The organism is Aeromonas piscicola, from assembly GCF_000820005.1.
In the GTDB taxonomy this organism is placed as follows: Bacteria; Pseudomonadota; Gammaproteobacteria; order Enterobacterales; family Aeromonadaceae; genus Aeromonas; species Aeromonas piscicola.
Genome location: NZ_CDBL01000079.1, coordinates 75,931 through 92,976 on the forward strand (window position 1 = coordinate 75,931; position 17,046 = coordinate 92,976).

At 59.0% G+C, this 17,046-nt stretch carries 16 protein-coding genes; 9 read left to right on the top strand and 7 right to left on the bottom strand.

Features of this window, described 5'->3' with window-relative positions:
* Nucleotides 1–22: 22 nt before the first annotated feature.
* Complete coding sequence (locus BN1128_RS21055; protein WP_042872471.1) at nt 23–505, bottom strand: MarR family winged helix-turn-helix transcriptional regulator; 483 nt, start codon at nt 503–505, stop codon at nt 23–25.
* A gap of 95 nt (nt 506–600) precedes the next feature.
* Here BN1128_RS21055 and BN1128_RS21060 point away from each other — a divergent pair, with 95 nt between their 5' ends.
* Nucleotides 601–1,482 (top strand): DMT family transporter, encoded by an 882-nt coding sequence (locus BN1128_RS21060; RefSeq protein ID WP_042872473.1) that lies wholly within the window; start codon nt 601–603, stop codon nt 1,480–1,482.
* A gap of 105 nt (nt 1,483–1,587) precedes the next feature.
* Here the strand turns inward: BN1128_RS21060 and pgm are convergent, their stop codons facing one another.
* Together pgm and seqA are read right to left on the bottom strand one after the other, a co-directional pair.
* Nucleotides 1,588–3,237: a phosphoglucomutase (alpha-D-glucose-1,6-bisphosphate-dependent) gene (gene pgm, locus BN1128_RS21065; RefSeq protein ID WP_042872475.1), complete on the bottom strand. Its 1,650-nt coding sequence runs from the start codon at nt 3,235–3,237 to the stop codon at nt 1,588–1,590.
* Nucleotides 3,238–3,294: 57 nt separating this feature from the next.
* The gene (gene seqA / locus BN1128_RS21070) at nt 3,295–3,804 is read right to left on the bottom strand and encodes a replication initiation negative regulator SeqA (RefSeq protein ID WP_042872477.1); all 510 of its coding nucleotides are present in this window, start codon (nt 3,802–3,804) and stop codon (nt 3,295–3,297) included.
* 289 nt (nt 3,805–4,093) lie between these two features.
* On the opposite strand from seqA, the gene BN1128_RS21075 reads away from it, so the two are divergent.
* Genes BN1128_RS21075 through fldA form a run of 4 tightly spaced genes read left to right on the top strand, consistent with a single transcriptional unit; the run spans nt 4,094 to nt 6,016 of the window.
* Nucleotides 4,094–4,858 (top strand): alpha/beta fold hydrolase, encoded by a 765-nt coding sequence (locus BN1128_RS21075; RefSeq protein ID WP_042872478.1) that lies wholly within the window; start codon nt 4,094–4,096, stop codon nt 4,856–4,858.
* A 55-nt stretch (nt 4,859–4,913) separates the two neighbouring features.
* The gene (locus BN1128_RS21080) at nt 4,914–5,135 is read left to right on the top strand and encodes a DUF2788 domain-containing protein (protein WP_005309702.1); all 222 of its coding nucleotides are present in this window, start codon (nt 4,914–4,916) and stop codon (nt 5,133–5,135) included.
* A 20-nt stretch (nt 5,136–5,155) separates the two neighbouring features.
* Nucleotides 5,156–5,452 carry a LexA regulated protein gene (gene ybfE, locus BN1128_RS21085; RefSeq protein WP_005309699.1) on the top strand — a complete coding sequence of 99 codons (297 nt, stop codon included), beginning with the start codon at nt 5,156–5,158 and terminating at the stop codon, nt 5,450–5,452.
* Nucleotides 5,453–5,491: 39 nt separating this feature from the next.
* A complete protein-coding gene (fldA, locus tag BN1128_RS21090) occupies nt 5,492–6,016 on the top strand; it encodes a flavodoxin FldA (RefSeq protein WP_017412672.1) in 525 nt (174 codons plus the stop codon).
* Nucleotides 6,017–6,087: 71 nt separating this feature from the next.
* Here fldA and BN1128_RS21095 read toward each other — a convergent pair whose 3' ends face one another.
* Nucleotides 6,088–6,561, bottom strand: a complete 474-nt coding sequence (locus BN1128_RS21095; RefSeq protein ID WP_042872481.1) for a DUF4442 domain-containing protein — start codon at nt 6,559–6,561, stop codon at nt 6,088–6,090.
* 244 nt (nt 6,562–6,805) lie between these two features.
* On the opposite strand from BN1128_RS21095, the gene fur reads away from it, so the two are divergent.
* Nucleotides 6,806–7,234 carry a ferric iron uptake transcriptional regulator gene (gene fur, locus BN1128_RS21100; protein ID WP_005309693.1) on the top strand — a complete coding sequence of 143 codons (429 nt, stop codon included), beginning with the start codon at nt 6,806–6,808 and terminating at the stop codon, nt 7,232–7,234.
* A 100-nt stretch (nt 7,235–7,334) separates the two neighbouring features.
* Here the strand turns inward: fur and glnS are convergent, their stop codons facing one another.
* The 3 genes from glnS to nagE form a co-directional block, all read right to left on the bottom strand.
* The gene (gene glnS, locus BN1128_RS21105) at nt 7,335–8,996 is read right to left on the bottom strand and encodes a glutamine--tRNA ligase (RefSeq protein ID WP_042872484.1); all 1,662 of its coding nucleotides are present in this window, start codon (nt 8,994–8,996) and stop codon (nt 7,335–7,337) included.
* Between the two features lie 347 nt (nt 8,997–9,343).
* Nucleotides 9,344–12,007: a beta-N-acetylhexosaminidase gene (locus BN1128_RS21110; RefSeq protein ID WP_042872486.1), complete on the bottom strand. Its 2,664-nt coding sequence runs from the start codon at nt 12,005–12,007 to the stop codon at nt 9,344–9,346.
* A 121-nt stretch (nt 12,008–12,128) separates the two neighbouring features.
* Nucleotides 12,129–13,583 carry an N-acetylglucosamine-specific PTS transporter subunit IIBC gene (gene nagE, locus BN1128_RS21115; RefSeq protein ID WP_042872488.1) on the bottom strand — a complete coding sequence of 485 codons (1,455 nt, stop codon included), beginning with the start codon at nt 13,581–13,583 and terminating at the stop codon, nt 12,129–12,131.
* Nucleotides 13,584–13,856: 273 nt separating this feature from the next.
* Here nagE and nagB point away from each other — a divergent pair, with 273 nt between their 5' ends.
* Genes nagB through nagC form a run of 3 tightly spaced genes read left to right on the top strand, consistent with a single transcriptional unit; the run spans nt 13,857 to nt 17,031 of the window.
* Entirely contained in the window at nt 13,857–14,657 is an 801-nt protein-coding gene (gene nagB, locus BN1128_RS21120) for a glucosamine-6-phosphate deaminase (RefSeq protein WP_042872490.1), read from the top strand.
* A gap of 9 nt (nt 14,658–14,666) precedes the next feature.
* Nucleotides 14,667–15,812: an N-acetylglucosamine-6-phosphate deacetylase gene (gene nagA, locus BN1128_RS21125; protein WP_042872492.1), complete on the top strand. Its 1,146-nt coding sequence runs from the start codon at nt 14,667–14,669 to the stop codon at nt 15,810–15,812.
* Nucleotides 15,813–15,816: 4 nt separating this feature from the next.
* Nucleotides 15,817–17,031, top strand: a complete 1,215-nt coding sequence (gene nagC, locus BN1128_RS21130; protein WP_042872493.1) for a DNA-binding transcriptional regulator NagC — start codon at nt 15,817–15,819, stop codon at nt 17,029–17,031.
* The last annotated feature ends 15 nt before the right edge of the window (nt 17,032–17,046 follow it).

Consider the following 17,046-nt stretch of genomic DNA (forward strand, 5'->3'; position numbering starts at 1 on the left):
CGGGCCCGCGGGCCCGTTTTCGTCATTCGTTTTCCAGCAGCCAGCGTTTGAGCAAGGCCGCCAGCTGTGCCTGCTCGGCTTCGTTCAGTGGCGCCAGCAAGCGCCGCTCGTTGGCCACATGCAGCTCGACCGCCCGGTCGATCAACGTCTTGCCCGACTCGGTCAGGCAGACCAGCAGGCTGCGTCTGTCGCTTGGCGCCGCCTGCCGCTCTATCAGCCCCCGCTCGGCCAGCTTGTCGAGCCGGGCTGTCATGGCCCCCGAGCTCAGCATGGCGGATTGATAGAGCACGGTCGGCGTCAGCGGCTCACCCGCACGGCGCAGGGTCGCCAGAATATCGAAGTCGCTGCCAAGCAGGCCGCACTCCTTGAGCTCATCGCTCACCTCGCGTCCGGCGATCGCCGCCATCCGCGCCACCCGACCCAGCACCCCCATGGGCGAGCAGTCGAGATCCGGTCTCTGCCGGGCCCACTGCGCCAGCAGCAGGTCTACATGATCACTGTCCATCTCAGGTCACTTATCTTTTCATCGAGATACTTGATAGTAAACCAATTCGGGGTCATATTATCTTTACTTAAAGATACTTTACGAAGAGATAAATCATGCCTCTGCTGATCGCCCTGCTGGCTCCCCTGTTGTGGGGCAGCACCTATGCCGTTGTCAGCCTCTACCTGACCGACTACTCCCCCTACTGGGTGGCGGTGTGGCGCGCCTTGCCCGCCGGGCTGCTACTGCTGTTGCTGCACCCGCGCCTGCCGCCCCTGCCCTGGGGCAAGCAGTTCCTTCTGGCGTTTTGCAACATAGCCGCCTTCTTCGCCCTGCTGTTCGTGGCCGCCTTCCGGCTGCCGGGGGCCGTGGCGGGCACCCTCGGCGCCACACTGCCGCTGGTGCTGATGCTGCTGGCCTGGTTGCAGGATGGCACGCGGCCCAGCTTGAAGTGGCTGCTGCTGGGATTGATGGGGCTGGCCGGGGTCCTGTTGCTGCTCAACCCTTCCGCCAATCTGGATCCCATAGGCGTGACCTGCGCCCTGCTGGCAACCCTGCTCATCGGCCAATCCAGCCGCTGGATGCAACGCTGGCCGGTGAGCGATCTGCTGGCGCTGACCGCATGGCAGCTGCTGCTCGGCGGCCTGATGCTGATCCCACTCGCCTGGTGGCTGGCCGGCCCCATGCCGCTGCCCCATTCGGCGAGTGCACCAGGGCTGATCTGGCTTATTCTGCTCAACACGGCGCTGGCTTACTGGGCCTGGTTGTGGGGGCTCAAGCGCCACGGCCCCGAGGTGATGGGCATGCTGGCCCTCACCAATCCCATGGTGGCGGTCTCCTGCGGCGTGCTGATGGTGGGCGAGACCCTGGATGGCCGCCAGTGGCTTGGCATCGGGGTGATCCTGCTTTCCCTCTTCCTGATGAAGCTGCCGGCGCGGCCCTTCTTCAAGCGCTGGCAGGCCCGCAGGGCGAGCACTGGCCAGTGCGACAAGGCGTGAGCGCCAGACCGCCTTGGCCGAGAGGAATAAAAAAGAGGAGCCGTGATGGCTCCTCTTTTGGTTTTCAGTCAGTTTTTATTTAGCTTTCAGTGGGTTGATGCTGACTCAGACACCCGCTTTGGCCAAGGCGGCGGAGACAATCTGCTGGGCTTCTTGCTGGATCAAATCCAGGTGTGCCTCGCCCTTGAAGCTCTCCATGTAGATCTTGTAGATGGACTCGGTACCGGAGGGACGCGCCGCGAACCAGCCGTTCTCGGTCACCACTTTGAGGCCACCGATGGCGGCATCGTTGCCCGGCGCACGAGTCAGCTTGGCAATGATGGGCTCACCGGCCAGGGTAGAGGCTTCGACCAGTGCCGGATCCAGCTTGGAGAGCACGGCTTTCTGGGCGCTGTTGGCCGGCGCGTCGATACGACGGTAGCTGGAGCGGCCGAATTTGGCTTCCAGCGCGTCGTAGTGAGCCTGCGGATCCTTGCCGGTCACAGCCAGAATTTCCGCGGCCAGCAGCGCCAGGATGAAGCCATCCTTGTCGGTGGTCCAGACGGTGCCATCCTTGCGCAGGAAGGAGGCACCAGCGCTCTCCTCGCCACCGAAACCGAACTCGCCGCTGTAGAGACCATCCACAAACCACTTGAAGCCGACCGGCACCTCTTTCAGGGTGCGGCCAATCTCGCCGGCGACCCGGTCGATCATCGAAGAGGAGACCAGCGTCTTGCCAACGGCCGCCGCTTTGGGCCAGCCGCTGCGATGGGTAAACAGATACTGGATCGCCACCGCCAGATAGTGGTTCGGGTTCATCAGGCCGGACTTGGTGACGATGCCGTGACGGTCGTAGTCAGGATCGTTGCCAAGGGCGATGTCGAACTTGTCTTTGAGGGCAATCAGGCTTGCCATGGCGAACGGGCTGGAGCAGTCCATCCGGATCTTGCCGTCTTTATCCAGGGTCATGAAGGAGAAGGTAGGGTCGACACGATAGTTGACCACTTCGATGTTCAGACCATAAGTCTTGGCGATGACGTCCCAGTAGGCGACGCCGGAGCCACCCAGCGGGTCGACACCAATCTTGATACCGGCCTCTCTGATGGCATCCAGATCCAGCACGTTTTTCAGGTCGTCCACATAGGGGGTGACATAGTCGTGCTCAACCACGAAGGGGCTCTTGAGGGCATCGCTAAACGGCATCCGTTTCACGCCGGCCAGATCCGCTTCCAGAATGGCGTTGGCCCTGTCTTCCACCCACTTGGTGATCTCCCCTTCGGCGGGGCCACCGTGGGGCGGGTTGTACTTGAAGCCGCCATCTTCCGGCGGATTGTGGGACGGGGTGATCACCACACCGTCAGCACGCGCAGCGGGTTTACTAGCGTTGTGGCGCAAGATGGCGTGAGAGATGACCGGCGTCGGCGTGAAGCCCATACCAGCCTGGATGCGGGTCTCGACACCGTTGGCCGCCAGCACTTCCACCGCACTGGCAAAAGCAGATTCGGACAGGGCGTGGGTATCCATGCCGACAAACAGCGGGCCCGTGATGCCGGCCTGCTGGCGATACTCTACCAGCGCCTGGGTTACCGCCAGGATGTGAGATTCGGTAAAGGCGTTGTGCAGCGCGCTGCCACGGTGGCCAGAGGTGCCAAAGGCCACCCGCTGCTCGGGGCGACTCATGTCAGGCTTGTTGAGGTAGTAGGCGCTGACCAGACGGGGAATGTTGGTCAGGTCACTTAAACGAGCCGGCTGACCGGCGTGGGAATGCTGAGCCATGGCGTTATCCTTGCTTGATGGCGGCCTTGCCGGGCAAGGCCTGAACTTGATGAACCGTTAAATCGCGCTGCTTACCTGGGCGATCAGCGCCTCGTCGTAGCCCATGCTGGCCATCATCTGGGCCACCATGTTCTGCTTGCGACTGGTATTGGTATTGCTGATCACCCAGAACGGGGTATCCGGCACCGGCTTGGGCTTGGTGGTGCTGCCGCTGGCACGCAGTGCCTCTGGATCCCGCGAGAAATAGACGCGCTTGCGCCCCTTGATTTCGGTGGCCTGGGTAAACCCGACCGGATTATCCCGATAGAGGGTACTGAGCACCTGCATGAAGCGGTTGATGGACTTCTCTTCTTTTTGCAGCTCGCCAGAGTCGAGCAGGGCCTGCAGCCCCATGGCATCGGTGGCGACGCTCGGCTGGGGGAGGTCCACAGGCTCGGCAACCTGCACTGTTATATGCGTGGGCTGTTCCAGCAGACGGCGCAGGATATCGGAGGCACTCTCACCAATGTGCCGGGTCTGGCTGGCGATATAGAAATAGAGATCGTCATCAAGCTCGATGGTTTTCATAGGGATGCGCTGGACTCGTCGAAATTCGGATGCGGCGATTATACATAGGCAAACCCGGCAGCCCAAGCCAAGGGCTGGCAGATGTGCATGAATCTCATCGAGAATACGGCATAATACGGGGCCAAGTGTGTGATCCTCCGCACTGATAGCGCATCCGGAGTCATTTTTTTGAAAAAAAACCACAAAAAAATGCCCCTCAAGGAATGAAATCCTTTTCTTTCAGTGTGTTAAAAAATCAGGCAAAAAAGCCCACGACCGACAAGGTGTCATTTTGCAACAAAACCCATTATTGAACTTCAAGGAACAGGGCCAGGGCCCGGTCGTTGTGCTGATCCACGGTCTGTTCGGCAGCCTGGACAACCTGGGGCTGCTGGCCCGCGCCCTGGGCGAGCACTATCGCGTCATCAGCGTGGATCTGCGCAACCACGGCGCCTCTTTTCACAGCGACGAGATGAGCTACCCCCAGCAGGCCGCCGACGTGCTCGCCCTGCTCGATGCCCTGGCACTGGATCAGGTATCCCTGATCGGTCACTCCATGGGCGGCAAGGTCGCCATGCAACTGGCCAAGCAGGCTCCCGCCCGGGTCGCCCGACTGGTGGTGGCCGACATAGCCCCTGTCGCCTATCCCCACTCCCGCCATCAGAATGTGTTCGCCGGTCTCAACGCCACCCTGAACCAGCCGGTGCAGAGCCGCAGCGAGGCAGAGGCCATTTTGGCCGAGCACATCGAGATCGCCGGCGTACGCCAGTTCCTGCTCAAATCCTTCGTCAAGGGAGAGTCCGGTTGGGGCTGGCGTTTCAACGTAGCGGCCCTTGAGCGCAATTACGCCAACATCATGGGCTGGCCCGACAACCAGCGTCGATTCGAAGGGCCGACACTCTTTATCAAGGGCGGCGATTCGGACTATATGCAGCCCCAATATACCGACACTGTGATGGCACAATTCCCGGCGGCAAAGGCGCGCATCATCGCCGGAACAGGTCACTGGCTGCACGCCGAAAAGCCGGTTTTGTTCAACAAATTGGTTGTGGATTTCCTGTCGACAGGCGGTTAACAGTTTCAAATCCTTTGTGATATAGTGCGCCCGTCATAAGGAGTGTGCGCAATCCATGCTAAGTGAACATATCGATCTGATTGAGAGTCTGGGCCTGAAGTTATTCTTGCTGGCTATTTTCATATTGATTGGCCTGGCCATTCACGACGTACTCAAACGCGGCAACGTGCCCCGTTTTGGTCGAGTCATCGTCTGGTTGGTACTCTGTCTGGGTTGCGCGGGTTTTGTCGCCAAGGGGCTGATCGAATTGGGCTGGGAAGGCTCAGGGATCGGCTAACTTATTTTCATCTGTGATGTATGGCCAAACAGCAAACTGATCGAACAACACTGGATCTGTTCGCAAATGAGAAGCGCCCCGGCAGGCCAAAGACCAATCCACTCCCCCGTGAGACCCAACTCAAGATCAACAAGCGCAACCAGCTTAAGCGCGATCGCGAGAACGGCCTGAAACGGGTCGAGTTAAAGGTGGAGGCCGAGTTGCTGGAGCGCCTGAACCAACTTGCGTTACAACAGAACGTCAGCCGAGCCGAGCTGATCCAATCTATCCTGAAGCAACAGATTGAGTCTGCTTTCGCAGCAGGCATCGCAATCTGACCGTTAAGCATTAACACCAGATACGGGTAACTAAACACTATGGCTAGTGTAGGTCTGTTTTTCGGCAGCGATACCGGTAATACCGAAGCTGTCGCCAAGATGATCCAGAAAGAACTGGGCAAACAACTGATTGAAGTCCGTGACATTGCCAAGAGCAGCAAGGCCGACATCGACAGCTTCGATCTGCTGATGTTCGGTATCCCGACTTGGTATTACGGCGAAGCCCAAGCCGATTGGGATGACTTCTTCCCCGAGCTGGAAGAGATCGACTTCACCAACAAGCTGGTCGCCATCTTCGGATGCGGTGATCAGGAAGACTATGCCGAGTACTTCCTCGACGCCATGGGCACCCTGCGTGACATAGTCGAAGCCAAAGGCGCCATCATCATCGGCAACTGGCCAACCGCCGGTTACGAGTTTGAAGCCTCCAAGGCTGTGGTGGATGACAAGCACTTCGTCGGTCTGGGTATCGACGAAGATCGCCAGCCGGAACTGACCGCCGAGCGCGTCAAGGGCTGGTGCAAGCAGCTGCATGAAGAAATGTGCCTGGCCGAGCTGGAGTGATCCGGCAAGCCAGCTACCTCTGACAACAAGGGCCCCGCCGGGGCCCTTGTTGTTTTTGCGATCTGACCTTTTCAGCCACCTCTGTGCTCGGGTTTGGCACGCACATAGAGGGTGCGTTTGACCTGGGCCACCAGCTCGCCACTCTTGTCCTGCACCGTGACCTCAAACTCGGGGAAGTGCTTGTTGCCCCCCTCGGTCGCCGCCGCAATCTCGGCAAGCTTGCCGTCGGTCAGGTTGAACTCGGCCACCAGCTTGCCCTTGCCCGGCTTGATGTAATTGATGCTGCCCGCCTTGTCCCAGACGTAATAGCGGTTCTTGAAGTACCCCATCAGCATCAGCGGGTAGATGGGATCCGTCATCGCAAACATGCTGCCGCCAAACTGGGTGCGGTTGGCGTTCTTGTTCCACCAGCGGGATTTGAGCGTCACCCGGCAGTAACGAAAATCATCGCTCAGCATCTCTATCTTGATGCCTGCGCCCCAGAAGGGGGGCCAGGCGTTGAGGGCGCGGCGCACCCAGGCCGCGTTGTCAAAAAGCCAATCCATGGATCTCATCCGACCAGACAATGAAGAAGGTTACATCTTATCAACATTCGACGGGCGAGCAAGCCGGTGCCGCGATTTCACCAATTCGGCCAGATGGCGGACTTTGCGCTAAAGCCCTTGAATTACTGGGTTTATTTTTAGGTTGGCTACGACCTATAATGACAGGCCAAGCGAGTTCGTGGTTGCCATTCCAGCGGCAGTCAATCAGAATAACCACACCTTCGAGAATGCGAATAAGTAGAATATGGCAGACAACAACCAAGCGTTAAAAAAGGCCGGGCTCAAGATCACCTTGCCCCGCGTCAAAATCCTGGAAATCCTGCAACAGCCGGATTGCCAGCACACCAGTGCGGAAGATCTGTACAAACGACTGATCGACCAGGGTGAAGAGATTGGTCTCGCTACCGTATATCGCGTTCTCAACCAGTTTGATGATGCCGGTATTGTTACCCGTCACCACTTCGAAGGTGGCAAGTCGGTATTCGAGCTGGCCACCCAGGAACACCACGACCACCTGGTCTGCCTCGATTGTGGCAAGGTGATCGAGTTTTCCGACGAAGTGATCGAGCAGCGCCAGCGCGATATCGCCAAGCATCACAATATTCGCCTGACCAATCACAGCCTCTATCTGTACGGCCACTGCGCCAACGGCGACTGCAAGCACGACGACTGATGGCGTCTTGCACCGGTCAATAAAAAAGCCAGCATAGCGCTGGCTTTTTTGTGTCCGTAATCCGGACAAGAGTGGCAGGGTCTCCCCTGCCCTCTGCTTGTCAGGCCTCGGCCTTGCCCCAGACGTCGCGCAGGGCCACGGTGCGGTTGAACACCAGACGCTCGGCGCTGGAGAGCTTGTTGTCGGCGCAAAAATAGCCTTCGCGCTCGAACTGGTAGGCAAACTCCAGCTTGGCATCCTTGAGGGAAGCCTCGACGCGGGCACCCTCGATGATCACCAGCGAATCCGGGTTGAGCGCCCCTTCGAAGTCAGCCTCGGCACCCGGGTTCGGCATCTTGAACAGACGATCGTAGAGACGGATTTCGGCCGGCAGGGAGTGAGTGGCGGAGACCCAGTGGATCACGCCCTTCACCTTGCGACCATCCGCCGGATCCTTGCCCAGGGTATCGGGATCGTAGGAGCAGTAGATGCAGGTCACCTTGCCATCCGCATCCTTCTCGACCCGCTCGGCCTTGATCACATAGGCGTTGCGCAGGCGTACTTCCTTGCCCAGCACCAGCCGCTTGAACTGCTTGTTCGCTTCTTCTTTGAAATCCGCTTCATCGATGAAGATCTCGCGGGTAAAGGGAAGCTCGCGGGTGCCCATCTCGGCGTTGTTCGGGTGCGCCGGTGCGGTCAGCACCTCATCGGCCGCCAGGTTCTCGATGACCACCTTCACCGGATGCAGCACGGCCATGGCGCGCGGTGCGTTCTCGTTGAGATCGTCACGGATGCAGGCTTCCAGCATGCTCATCTCGACTATGTTGTCCTGCTTGGTCACGCCGATGCGCTTGCAGAACTCGCGGATGGAGGCAGAGGTGTAGCCACGACGACGCAGACCGGAAACGGTCAGCATGCGCGGATCGTCCCAGCCATCCACGTGCTTCTCGGTCACCAGCAGGTTCAGCTTGCGCTTGGACATGACGGTGTATTCGAGGTTCAGACGAGAGAACTCGTACTGACGCGGGTGGCAGTCGATGGTGATGTTGTCCAGTACCCAATCATACAGACGACGGTTGTCCTGGAACTCCAGGGTACAGATGGAGTGGGTGATCCCTTCCAGCGCGTCCGAGATGCAGTGGGTGAAGTCGTACATCGGATAGATGCACCACTTGTCACCGGTCTGGTGATGGTGGGCAAACTTGATGCGATAGATAACCGGATCGCGCATCACCATGAAGGGGGACGCCATGTCGATCTTGGCGCGCAGGCAAGCACTGCCTTCGGCGAACTCACCGTTCTTCATCTTGGCAAACAGCGCCAAGTTCTCTTCCACGCTGCGATCGCGGAACGGGCTGTTCTTGCCGGCTTCGGTCAGGGTGCCGCGGTACTCGCGCATCTGCTCCGCAGAGAGCTCGTCCACATAGGCCAGACCCTTTTCGATAAGCTCGATGGCGTAGCCGTGCAGCTTGTCGAAATAGTCGGAGGAGTAGCAGATCTCGCCGCTCCACTGGAAGCCGAGCCACTGCACGTCCTGCTTGATGGACTCCACGTATTCGATGTCTTCTTTCACCGGGTTGGTGTCATCGAAACGCAGGTTGCACTGGCCCTGGTAGTCACGGGCGATGCCAAAGTTCAGACAGATTGACTTGGCGTGGCCGATATGGAGATAACCGTTCGGCTCGGGCGGAAAACGGGTATGCACGTGGTTGTGCTTACCGCTGGCCAGATCTTCATCAATGATCTGACGAATAAAGTTAGTTGGGCTGTTCGCCTGACTCATGGCTCACCTCAAAAATGCGTCACTGGCGGAAGTTGTGCCGGCTGGCACCCTCATCCCCCCGCCATCAAGCCGGTTATGATCCCTCATTACGCGCCTTGCCTCAACCTGAATTTGGCCAATCCGGCCCCTTGGCACGCCAAAACGAGGTGATCCAGCCGCCATCATCTGGTCGCGGATAAAAAAGACCCCGCACTGGGCGGGGTTCAAGGTGATGAAAAACAAAAACAGACAATACACACACACAACAAAGGCTCACACGCACAGTCAACCTTTCCCAAACCCGACGCAGTGTCGGCCTTGGGAAAGGCGGGTCTTGCGACCCGCCTGGTGTTAGCGGTTGGCTGCTATCAGTTCAGCTCGGTGACGCGACTGGTACGCTGGCCATCGAAACTGGTGGTACGCAGGTAGACCTTGCCGGTCACGCTCGGCTTGGCCGCGGCGTCATAGGCAGCCCAGGTGGTGCCGTCCAGGCTGTACTGGATAGGCAAGCCTGGCAGATCCACGTTCGCTTCAAGCTTGCCGTTGATGACCTTGGCGCCCGGTACTGAGAGGCGGTATTCAACACCGGCCTGATCCAGCTTCGGCAGCACGCGCTGACCCAGCAGATTGGCGAACTGGTTCCACTCTTTGTTGAGGGTGGCCTTGTTGACATGCTTGGTCTCACCGGAGAACTCGCGTCCCTTCACATAGTTCAGCTCGAAGCCACCTTTGTGCCAGGCACGCTCGGCCACGGAGAAGATACGCGGGTAGACCATGTACTCGTACTGGGCATCGGTCCGCACGGTTTCACTCCACTGCTGACCGGAGATACCGCGGAACTTGACCGGATCCTGGTCACCCTTGGCCACGAAGGCGTTGCCGTCGCGGTCAACCGAGGTCTCGGCGTTCTGTGGCAGGTTTTCTGGGGCAAAGGCAAACACCTTGCGGGTGTCATTGAAACGGGTTGCCCAGTAGTAGCCACGCTCGGCCGGGTGCACCTCGTTCGGGAAGTCGAAGTAGAGGTAATCCGGGTTGGAGAGCACCACGTCATAGCCCTTGTGCGCCCACTTCATCGCCTCGTTGAAGCCACCCCAGTAGAGGGTTTCCCAGAAGTTGACCACTGTCTTGTCGGTGGCAAAATCCTTGGCGCTGCTCGCGTATTTCAGACCATCTTCCCACGCCTGCAGGGTTGAGAAACCACGCTCTTTCGCCAGCTCGCTCACTTCCTTGGCGAAGTAAACCGGCAGCTCGGCCACGTCCTTGATCTTGCCATCATCGATCATCTTCTGGCAGACCGGCGATTTGCCGAACGGCTTGTCCTGCTTGCTGGAGTCGACGTTGCCCTTCCAGGCGACCAGCTCTTCTTTCTTGGTGACGGCCGGATCCTGATAGCCACCGCCCTGCATGATGTTCTTCGCCTCATCACCACCGTAGTGCCAGGCGGTCAACGGCTGACCGGCGGCCTGGTGCATCTGGGCCACTTCATCCATCACCTTGCTCACGAAGGTGGCAGCACCCGGCTGGCAAGGGTTGATGAAGGACATCTTGTCGTAGAACTGCACCGAGGTAACGTTGGAGGTATCTGCCGGGTCAGTCAGACGGAACTGGTTGGCTTCCGCTTCTTTGCCCTCGCTCATCAGACGCTGGTAGCGCGCCTCCATGGAAACCACGGCAGCACGGGCGTGCGCCGGCATGTTGATCTCGGGGATGACGGTGACACCACGGGCCTTGGCATAACGCACCAAATCGATGTAGTCGGACTTGCTGTAGAAACCGGAACCCTGGTTGTCGCTGGTCGGGCCGGAACCCAGTTGCGGCATCAGGCACTTGCTCTCGGAGAGATCGTGGCAGCGCTGGCTGCCGACGTCAGTCAGCTCCGGCAGACCCGGTATCTCCAGACGCCAGCCTTCATCGTTGGTCAGCCCCAGGTGCAACTTGTTGAGCTTCATGGCTGACATCTGGTCAACCAGCTTCTTCATGGTTTCGAGGCTACGGAAGTGACGGGCCACGTCGGTCTGCATGCCGCGGTATTCAAAGCGTGGCGCATCCTCGACGCTCATCTGGCTGACCAGCTTGTCGTTGACCCCCAAGAGGGAGAGCAGGGATTGCGCGCCCCAGAAGGCACCCTCGATGTCGTGCCCCTGGATCACAGTGCCCTGCTTGCCGATAGTCAGGTCATAACCTTCGGCCTGCTTGAGCTTGCTGCCGAGCTTGACGGTCACTGGATAGCCGGTGTCGGAGAGGGTAACACCCAGCTTGGTCAGTTGAGCCTTCAGGGCTTCGGCGCGATCGCTTGGCAAATCCAGCGCGTTGAGCTTGATGGTAGAGAAGTCCACTTGCGGACCCGATTTGATCACTTGCTTCATCGGGGTCGGCAGTATCTGGTCATCAATCTTGCTGGCCGGCAGCAGGCTGCTGGTCAGGTTGGCGGCGAAACGGGTCTCGCTGTTCATCAGGATGTTGTTGTCATCCTTGGTGCGCTTCCAGCCATCGGCCGGCATCGGCTTCTCGTAGGTGCTGGCGTCGTCGATGTTGCTCATGCTGGCCAGCACTTTCGGCTCGGCACCTTCGCTGGCGACATACCAGTTCGGCATGATATCAGATTCGAACAGTACCCAGTATTCCACCACCAGCGGCACTTCGACCGTGGCGTCCTTGGCAAAGCCCTTAAACTGCTCGGTTGGCGTCAAACGATAGAGGTCGCCGGTCAGATGGGTGATGGTGAACTGGTCGTTGTCGACCCGCTGGATGCGACGGATGGAGGAGACATAGATGCTCCAGTCTTTGGAGGTCACGTCAGCACCAGTATTGGTCAGGTGCAGCTTGGCAACGCCACAGCTCGCCCACTCGGAACCCAGCGCCTGGCAATCGAGGCCGGTGCCGGCACCGTCGTTGGTGACGACTTCGTACTTGACGACGAGGTTGCTGGCGAGGGAATCGACCACGGCTTGCTTGGCGGCATCGGCTGCCTGTACCTGGCTGACAAAAACGGTAGACATGGCAATGGCTAACAGAGAATGTTTCAAGTTCATAACTGCTGCTCTCATTTGAAGTAAAGGTTGGAATTTCTTGGCTTTTTTTATATTGGGCCCCGAGGCGGGGCCCTAGTTATGTCAACAATGGACTTAGACTTGAGGCGAGCTTGGCGCCCGATTAACGCAGGGCCTTCATCTCACCGGCGATGATTTCGGCCAATGGGCCCAGAATCACCTGCAGGTTCTGTTCACCGAGCTTGACCACACCGGCCGCGCCCAGGGCTTTCAGCTTGCGCTCATCCACTATGCTGCGGTCTTTCAGGGTCAGACGCAGACGGGTGATGCAGGCATCGATGGTGACCAGGTTCTCTTGACCACCCAGCACTTCCAGATACTGGCGAGCCAGTTCGGTGCGGTCTGTGGTCTGAGCCTGTACCGGTACGGCTTCGTCATCTTCACGACCCGGGGTTTTCAGGTTGAACTTGACGATGACGGCACGGAATATGACGTAGTAGAGGCCGAAGAACACCAGACCTTGTGCCAGCAGCATGTACCAGTGGGTCGCCAGCGGGTTGCGGCTGGAGAGCACCATATCCACCAGACCGGCACTGAAGCCGAAACCGGCAATCCACTGCATGCTGGCGGCGATGAACACGGACAGACCGGTCAGCAAGGCGTGGATGACATAGAGCACAGGTGCCACGAACATGAAGGAGAATTCGAGCGGCTCTGTCACACCGGTGAAGAAGGCGGCGAAGGCGGCGGCGATCATGATGGATGCAACCTTGTCCTTGTTCTCTTTCTTGGCGGAGTGATAGATGGCCAGCGCGGCGCCCGGCAGACCGAACATCATGATGGGGAAGAAGCCAGCCTGGTACATACCAGTGACACCCACAACCGCTTTACCGGCGTCGATGGAGGATTGGCCACCCAGGAAGTTCGGGATGTCGTTGATGCCGGCCACGTCGAACCAGAACACGGAGTTCAGGGCGTGGTGCAGACCCACGGGGATCAGCAGACGGTTGAAGAAGGCGTAGATACCGGCACCGGTAGAGCCCAGGTTGACGATGGATTCACCAAAGCTCACCAGACCACCGTAAATGACCGGCCAGACGGCCATCAGGATGAAGGCGACGACGATCATCACCACTGAGGTCACGATCGGCACCAGACGACGGCCGGAGAAGAAGGCCAGCGCCTTGTGCAGCTCGACGCTGCTGAAGCGGTTGTAAAGCTCGGCGGCAATCACACCGGTCAAGATACCGATGAACTGGTTCTCAATCTTGCCGAATGCTGCAGGCACTTGATCCAGCGGGATCTGCTGGATTTGCGATACAGCACCCGGGCTCAGCAAGGTGGTCACGACCAGGTAGCCGACCAGACCGGCCAGCGCGGCGGAACCGTCTTTATCCTTGGACATGCCATAGGCGACACCGACAGCAAACAGGATGGCCATTTTGTCGATAATGGCGGCACCCGCCTTGATCAGGAAGGCAGCCAGCGCGCTGTCACCACCCCAACCGTTCGGATCGATCCAGTAGCCAACCCCCATCAGGATCGCGGCGGCAGGCAATACCGCTACCGGCACCATCAGGGCACGGCCGATCTTTTGCAAATAACCGAGAATGTTCACGGTTCCTCTCCTTAGTTAATGTTTTTCTAGAAATTAAGTGCTTATCACGTTTGACGCATAAGCCATCAAGGCTTGTTTGGCAGTCTAGGGCTTTTATTTCGCTGCGCAAATTAATAAACGTATATTCGTGATCATTATCACCCAAACGAGATAAAGGTAGCGGATACATGTGGCTTAGTTCGCAATCTTTATTTACGCTATAAAACAACTTGAATCCGTCTCAGCCTATTTGCCGCCGACACCCCGGCAGCAACCCGTACAGAGGTATCTACAATGCGCCTGATCCCGTTGAAATCTGCCAGCCAAGTGGGCCTGTGGTCTGCCCGTTACATCGTTGACCGTATCAATGCGTTCAAACCCACTGCCGATCGCCCCTTCGTACTGGGCCTGCCCACCGGCGGCACCCCGCTCAACACCTACAAGCGTCTGATCGAGCTGCATAAAGCGGGCGAGGTGAGCTTCGAGCACGTGGTCAGCTTCAACATGGACGAATACGTCGGCCTGCCGGAAGATCACCCCGAGAGCTACCACAGCTTCATGCACAACAACTTCTTCTGTCACATCGACATCCGCCCCGAGAACATCAACATTCTCAACGGCAACGCCCCGGATCTGGTGGCCGAGTGCAAGCGCTACGAGGAGAAGATCAAGTCCTACGGCAAGATCAACCTCTTTATGGGCGGGGTCGGCAATGACGGCCACATCGCCTTCAACGAACCGGCCTCTTCCCTCTCCTCCCGCACCCGGGTCAAGACCCTGACCGAAGACACCCGCATCGCCAACTCCCGCTTCTTCGGCGGCGACATGGAGCAGGTGCCCAAGCTGGCGCTGACCGTGGGTGTCGGCACCCTGATGGACGCCGAAGAGATCATGATCCTGGTGACCGGCCACGGCAAGGCCCAGGCCCTGCAAGCCGCGGTAGAAGGCAGCGTCAACCACATGTGGACCATCTCCACCCTGCAACTGCATCCGAAGGGAATGATGGTGTGCGACGAGCCCTCCACCATGGAGCTCAAGGTCAAGACGGTGCGTTACTTCCAGCAGCTGGAAGCCGCCAACATCGGCCGTCTGTAAGGAGCCACCATGTACGCATTGACCAACTGCACCCTCTACACCGGCAGCTGTGTGCTGACCGGTTACGGGGTGGTGATCGAGGGCGACAAGATTGTCGCCATCTCCCGCCGGGCCGAACTGCCCGCCGGCATAGAACAACATGATTTGCACGGCGCCAACCTCTGCGCCGGCTTCATCGACGTGCAGCTCAACGGCTGCGGCGGCGTCATGTTCAACGGTCACATCACCACCGAGACCCTGGCGACCATGCAGGCCGCCAACCTGAAATCCGGTACCACCAGCTTCCTGCCGACCCTGATCACCAGTCCGGATGCGGACATGAAGCAGGCAGTTGCGGTAACGCGCGACTACATGGCTGCCCACCCCAATGAGGTACTGGGCGTGCATCTGGAGGGGCCCTACACCAACCTCAAGCGCAAGGGTATTCACCCGGCCGAGCAGATCCGCCAGCCCGCCGACGAGATGATCGACTTCTTCTGTGCCAACAGCGACGCCATCGCCAAGATCACCCTGGCACCGGAGCGCAACAAGCCGGAGCACATCCGCCAGCTGGTGGAAGCGGGCATCCTGGTCTCTGCCGGTCATACCGCCGCCAACTACGATCAGGCCATGGCCGGCTTTGACAACGGTATCCGCTTTGCCACCCACCTCTACAACGCCATGACCCCGACCGTGAACGGCCGCGAGCCGGGCGTGGTGGGCGCCATCTACGATCGCAAGGATGTCTATGCCGGCGTCATCGTCGATGGGCATCACGTGCACTGGGCCAACGTGCGCCTGGCCCACAAGATGCTGGGGGATCGGCTGGTGCTGGTCACCGACGCCACCGCTGCCGCCGGTGCGCCGGAAGGCTTTGAGAAGTTTGATTTTTGTGGCGCAACCGTCTATTTCCGCGATGGTCAGTGCGTCGACGAGAATGGTACACTCGGCGGTTCTGCCCTCACCATGATTGAAGGGGTGGAGAATCTGGTCAAACAGGTCGGATTACCGCTCGATGAAGCACTGAGAATGGCCACCCTATATCCCGCTCGCGCCATTGGATGGGACTCACGTCTCGGTAGTATCCAGGTCGGAAAAATAGCCAACCTGACTGTCTTTGATCAGGCCTTCACGGTCTGCGGGACCGTGGTTAACGGACACTACACAACACAGTGACACTATGACTGGCGGACAAATAGCAAACGTAGATCTTATCAAGCAGGTCAATAGTGCGGCCGTATATCGGCTCATCGACCTGCAAGGCCCCATCTCGCGGGTCAAAATTGCCGAGTTGAGTCAGCTGGCCCCGGCCAGCGTGACCAAAATAACCCGGCAACTGATCGAACATGGCCTGATCAAGGAGACCTCACCGCAAGCCTCTACCGGCGGGCGGCGCGCCATCTCCCTGACCACCATCAAGCATCGCTTTCAGTTTGTGTCCGCCAAGCTCGGTCGCGGCTATCTGCAACTGAGCCTGTACGATCTCGACGGCAAGGAGCTCGATCAGCACATCACCCAGGTGACCGAGATCGACCAGCAGCCCGTGGTCGACATGCTACTGCGCGAAATTGGTGCCTTCATCGACGCCCAGCAGGAGCGCAGCCGCAACCTCATCAGCATAGCGCTGACCATGCCGGGTCTGGTCAATCCGGAATCGGGCATGGTCATCTATACCCCCAAGTACCAGATCCGCAATCTGGCGCTGGCCAAGCTGCTGGAGAACCACTTCAACCTGCCCTGCTACGTGGGCAATGACACTCGTTCGCTGGCGCTGGCCGAGCACTTCTTCGGTGAATCCCGCGACTGCATGGACTCCATCCTGGTGAGCGTGCACCAGGGGGCGGGCTCCGGCATCATCACCAAGGGCAAGGTGTTCCTCGGTCAGAACCGCAACGTCGGCGAGATCGGCCACATCCAGGTCGAACCGCTCGGCAAGCGCTGCCACTGCGGCAACTTCGGCTGCCTGGAGACCATCGCCTCCAACGAGGCCATCGTCGACAAGGTGAAGGAGCTCATCAGCCGCGGCCACCTGAGCTCGCTGCAGGAGAAGCACATCACCATCCAGGAGGTGTGCAAGGCCGCCATGGCCGGTGATGAACTGGCCCGCAGCGTGATCGAGAACGTGGGTGAGCATCTGGGACGGGCGGTGGCCATCACGGTCAACCTGTTCAACCCGCAGAAGGTGCTGATCGCCGGTGAAATCACCGCCGCCGAAGAGATACTGTTCCCGGCCATCCGCCGCTGTGTCGAACACCAGTCACTGCCGAGCTTCCACCGTGGTCTGCCCATCGTGAAGGCGCGCTTCCAGAACCAGCCCACCATAGGCGGCTTCGCTCTGGTGAAGCGGGCCCTGCTGGAGGGTGATCTGTTGCAGATCATCATGGAGCAGAAGTAAGGCGCTGGCCTTGCG

Coding starts and splice junctions, on each gene's coding strand:
- nagA (WP_042872492.1), top strand. CDS start 14,667: ATGTACGCATTGACCAACTGCACCCTCTACACCGGCAGCTGTGTGCTG.
- BN1128_RS21110 (WP_042872486.1), bottom strand. CDS start 12,007: ATGAACTTGAAACATTCTCTGTTAGCCATTGCCATGTCTACCGTTTTT.
- BN1128_RS21060 (WP_042872473.1), top strand. CDS start 601: ATGCCTCTGCTGATCGCCCTGCTGGCTCCCCTGTTGTGGGGCAGCACC.
- BN1128_RS21095 (WP_042872481.1), bottom strand. CDS start 6,561: ATGGATTGGCTTTTTGACAACGCGGCCTGGGTGCGCCGCGCCCTCAAC.
- nagC (WP_042872493.1), top strand. CDS start 15,817: ATGACTGGCGGACAAATAGCAAACGTAGATCTTATCAAGCAGGTCAAT.
- BN1128_RS21055 (WP_042872471.1), bottom strand. CDS start 505: ATGGACAGTGATCATGTAGACCTGCTGCTGGCGCAGTGGGCCCGGCAG.
- ybfE (WP_005309699.1), top strand. CDS start 5,156: ATGGCCAAACAGCAAACTGATCGAACAACACTGGATCTGTTCGCAAAT.
- glnS (WP_042872484.1), bottom strand. CDS start 8,996: ATGAGTCAGGCGAACAGCCCAACTAACTTTATTCGTCAGATCATTGAT.
- BN1128_RS21080 (WP_005309702.1), top strand. CDS start 4,914: ATGCTAAGTGAACATATCGATCTGATTGAGAGTCTGGGCCTGAAGTTA.
- fldA (WP_017412672.1), top strand. CDS start 5,492: ATGGCTAGTGTAGGTCTGTTTTTCGGCAGCGATACCGGTAATACCGAA.
- fur (WP_005309693.1), top strand. CDS start 6,806: ATGGCAGACAACAACCAAGCGTTAAAAAAGGCCGGGCTCAAGATCACC.
- seqA (WP_042872477.1), bottom strand. CDS start 3,804: ATGAAAACCATCGAGCTTGATGACGATCTCTATTTCTATATCGCCAGC.
- nagB (WP_042872490.1), top strand. CDS start 13,857: ATGCGCCTGATCCCGTTGAAATCTGCCAGCCAAGTGGGCCTGTGGTCT.
- pgm (WP_042872475.1), bottom strand. CDS start 3,237: ATGGCTCAGCATTCCCACGCCGGTCAGCCGGCTCGTTTAAGTGACCTG.